At 74.9% G+C, this 741-nt stretch carries 1 protein-coding gene; it reads left to right on the top strand.

Going from position 1 to position 741, the window contains the following annotated elements; genetic code table 11:
- On the top strand, window positions 1-741 hold a 741-nt coding region (locus tag KUM32_RS40020; protein ID WP_217146631.1), incomplete at both ends, for an ATP-binding cassette domain-containing protein.

Genomic DNA, 741 nt, shown 5'->3' with positions numbered 1-741 from the left:
GCACAGCAAGAAGATGGACGCCCAGCGGCGCGCGCCCCGGATCGTCGCGGGAGAGCGCAAGCGCTCCGCGCAGGAGTCGGCGGACAAGCTCCGGGGCGTGCACGAGGAGCGGCTCAGCGAGGCGCGCGAGCGGCGCGAGGAGGCGGCGGACGCGCTCCGTAACGACGCCGAGATCCGGGTCAGCCTGCCGCACACCGCCGTGCCGGCCGGCCGCACGGTCCTGAGCCTGCGCGCGCTGCGGCCCCGGTACGGCCGGCTGCGCGAGGGTGACCTGCACGTGCACGGGCCCGAGCGGATCGCGCTCGTCGGGCGCAACGGCGCCGGCAAGACGACCCTGCTCCGTACCATCGCCGGGACACTGCCGGCGCTGTCAGGCGAGGCCACGGCGCACGTGCCGCTGCGCTTCCTGCCCCAGCGGCTCGACGTGCTGGACGAGGAGTTGAGCATCGCGGAGAACGTGGCCCGGATGGCCCCGGGCGTCAGCGACCAGGAGATCCGCTCGCAGCTCGCGCGGTTCCTGTTCAGGGGCGCGCGTGCCGCGCAGCCGGCCGGGACCCTGTCGGGCGGGGAACGCTTCCGGGCCGCGCTGGCCGCGACGATGCTCGCCGCGCCGGCCCCGCAGTTGCTGATGCTGGACGAGCCGACCAACAACCTCGACCTGGCCAGCGTGCGCCACCTGAGCGGCGCCCTTGACTCCTTCCAGGGCGCCCTGCTGATCGCCAGCCACGACCTGGCCTTCCT

Source organism: Streptomyces sp. AC627_RSS907, from assembly GCF_019049165.1.
The sequence above is the reverse complement of the archived record's forward strand: the minus strand, read 5'-3'. Positions and strand labels throughout refer to the sequence as shown.